We start from the raw sequence: 2,922 nt of genomic DNA, 5'->3' as shown, positions 1-2,922 counted from the left end.
AGGGATCCCCGGTGTACATCAGCGTCATCATTCCCACCTACAACCGCCGTCCCATTTTGGAGCAGTGTCTGCGGGCCCTGGCGCAGCAGCAGCCCGGCCCCTACGAGGGCTACGAGGTGGTGGTGGTGGACGATGGCTCCACCGATGGCACAGTGGAATGGCTGCAGAACAACCCCGTTGGCTTGCCCCAGTGGAAACTGTTGCAGCAGGAGCACCGCGGCCCCGCCGCTGCCCGCAACCTGGGGTTTCGCCACGCCCAGGGATCCCTCATCGTCTTTATCGACAGCGACCTGGTGGTGGTGGATCACTTCTTGGCCAGCCACGCCCAGATGCTGCGGCGGCACGGCGTTACAGGGGATCCCCGCTCCCCCCACGAGGCTAAGGTCTTCACCTACGGGCGGGTGATCAACACGAGCAATTTTCAGGATCCCCGCTCCGAACCCTTCAAGCCCACCGATTTTTCGGCAGCCTTTTTCGCCACCGGCAACGTGGCCATTGCCCGCCATTGGTTGGAGCTGGCCTGCGAAACCCCCGCCGGCCCCTTTGACGAGCGGTTTCACCTCTACGGCTGGGAAGACCTGGAGCTGGGGGTGCGGCTAAAACGTTTGGGCCTGCGCCTGGTCAAGTGCCCCCAGGCCACCGGCTACCACTGGCATCCGCCCTTTGAGCTGCAGCAGATCCCAGGATTGATTGAGCGGGAACGGCAGCGGGGCCGCATGGGTATTCTCTTTTACCAAAAACACCCCACCTGGGCCGTGCGCCTGATGATCCAACTGACGCCCCTGCACCAATTCCTGTGGGGCCTTTTATCCCTGGGGGGCTGGCTGAACGAGAAGCGGGTGGAACCGCTGCTGCGCTGGTTGATCCGGCATGGCCGCTCGCAGTTGGCCTTGGAGCTGTGCCGGATTTTTTTCCTCAACTGGTACAACGTGCAGGCCGTTTACGAAAGCTACAGAGCGATGAAGGCGCGAAATAAGGGGATCCACTCGGCTTGAGCTGCCACCAGGGCGGGGTAAGTGAGTCGGCCATAATCCTTGCCGGGAATGAGAGGCTGGCCGGGATCCGGATCGGCACAGCTCAGGGGTTCCCAAACGGCGCCGGCCCCCTTGACAATGGCCCACACTGCCGCCACATCCCAGATCTTGGGCGAGCGTTCTACCGCCCCCAAAAGGCTGCCACCGGCCACCGCCAGCAGGTTGTAGGCAGCGCCCCCCAACATCCGCGCTTTGCAAGGGAATTGCGGGCTAATCCAATGGCTGCTGCGGGAACAGAAATTGAACAATTGGTTGGGGCCGGGTGAGGCGGTGCTAGGACGGATTGGCTGGGGACAGGCGGGATCCCGGTCGTGGCGGGTGAGAAAAGCTCCTGCTGCTGCATCCCCAGGAAACCGAGGCCAATAACCGTAAAAAGTCTGGCGGATGGGCGGCAGATGGACACAGCCAAACACCGGCACGCCCCAATGCAGCAAAGCCAAGGAGCTGCCCCAAATGGGGATCCCACGGGCAAAATTGGTGGTGCCATCCAAAGGATCCACTACCCAACACCACTCCTTCTCGGGAAAAATGTGGTTGGATTCCTCGCTCAGATAACCGTGATCGGGGTAGGCAGCGGCAATGGCCCCTTGAAAAGCGCGATCCGCCCACTCGTCGGAAGAGGTTACCAAGCTGCCGTCGGCTTTTAAGGACTCCGTCCCGCTGGCGCGAACCGTAGGGTGGGCCTGGCCAAAGTCTGCCAAGAGCTGGGATCCCACGCTGGCCGTAGCCTGCAAGGCAAACTCGGTAACCTCCAGCCAGAAAGGGGATAGAGCAGCAGTTGCAGAAGGAGCACTCATGCCCCAATCCTAGCGGGATCCCTGGCTTTTGGGGTGGAAAAGGGGTCGCAATGGCAGCGGATCCCTCACAAGCAGGTTCTAGGCCCATAAGCTGAATAGAATCAAATCATAGGTAAACTCCCCAGCTGGCCACCCTCCTCCATGAACCAGCGCCTGATTGGACAACTGATTGGCAACCGCTACCGGCTGACCCGCCACATCAGCGAGGGTGGCTACGGCAATGTGTTCGAGGCGGTGGATACCCAGCTCAATGACGAGCTGGTGGCCGTCAAGTTGTTGCGCCCGCCGCCCCCGGACATGGGCCCAGAGTACTACCAGCAACTGCAGCAACGCTTCATGGATGAGGCCAGGGTCAGCGCTCTGTTGGGCGAGCACCCCAACATCGTGCAGGTGCGCTCTTACGGCCTGTACCAAAACCAGCCCTATCTGGTGATGGAGTACCTGAATGCCAAACCCTACAGCGGCCAGGGGTTGGACTATGTGCTGGCTCGGGAAGGCCCCTTGCACCCAGAGCGAGTGGTGAACTTGGCTCTGCAAATTTGCTCTGCCCTGCACCACGCCCACAACTTTCAGATGGATCTGGGCAAGCACTCCATTCGCGGCGTCATCCACCGCGACATTAAACCCAGCAACATCTTTGTGCAGAAAGGGCCCGATGGGAAAGAGCGGGTCAAGATCCTGGACTTCGGCATTTCCAAGCTCATGGGGGAGACCTCTCGTGGCCTGACGCAGACGGGCTATTTTTTGGGCACGATGGTCTATGCCTCGCCCGAGCAAATGCGCGGAGAAAAGCTGGATGGCCGCTCCGACATCTATTCCCTGGGGGTGGTGCTGTACGAGCTGTTAACTGGTGCGTTGCCCTTCGAGCCGGATACCGACACCTTGCAAGGCTGGTACCACGTCCACAACTTTCAAAAGCCCCGCCCCTTCCAAGACCACAAGCTAGCCCACCCCATCCCCGCTGCCCTGGAGAAGGTTATCCTCCAGTGCCTAGAGAAAGACCCTGCCCTCCGCCCGGCCAACATGGAAGTGCTCGGCCAGCAGCTACAGGCTGTCTATGGAAACAAGGTTGCCCCTCCTGCCCCGTTCGT

General features: G+C 60.8%; 3 protein-coding genes. 2 read left to right on the top strand and 1 reads right to left on the bottom strand.

The annotated features are described in order from the left end of the window. The first annotated feature begins 11 nt into the window (after positions 1 to 11). Positions 12 to 995 carry a glycosyltransferase family 2 protein gene (locus NW820_RS10780; protein ID WP_011433457.1) on the top strand — a complete coding sequence of 328 codons (984 nt, stop codon included), beginning with the start codon at positions 12 to 14 and terminating at the stop codon, positions 993 to 995. On the opposite strand, the gene NW820_RS10775 is transcribed toward NW820_RS10780, so the two are convergent. Continuing rightward, on the bottom strand, positions 950 to 1,831 hold the full coding sequence (locus tag NW820_RS10775; RefSeq protein ID WP_414351233.1) for an inositol monophosphatase family protein: 882 nt from the start codon (positions 1,829 to 1,831) through the stop codon (positions 950 to 952). The genes NW820_RS10780 and NW820_RS10775 overlap by 46 nt on opposite strands. Positions 1,832 to 1,972: 141 nt before the next feature. On the opposite strand from NW820_RS10775, the gene NW820_RS10770 reads away from it, so the two are divergent. Then, the coding region (locus NW820_RS10770) for a serine/threonine protein kinase (RefSeq protein ID WP_414407487.1) at positions 1,973 to 2,922 on the top strand (950 nt) is incomplete at its 3' end.

Origin of the sequence: Synechococcus sp. R55.7 (assembly GCF_047461955.1) — a bacterium.
GTDB lineage: Bacteria > Cyanobacteriota > Cyanobacteriia > Thermostichales > Thermostichaceae > Thermostichus.
Note: the sequence above shows the minus strand (reverse complement) of the source record. Positions and strands in the feature narration are given on the sequence as shown.

What these genes read in the sequence shown, in the direction of transcription:
- NW820_RS10775 (WP_414351233.1), bottom strand. Translation starts at nt 1,831, where the DNA reads ATGAGTGCTCCTTCTGCAACTGCTGCTCTATCCCCTTTCTGGCTGGAG.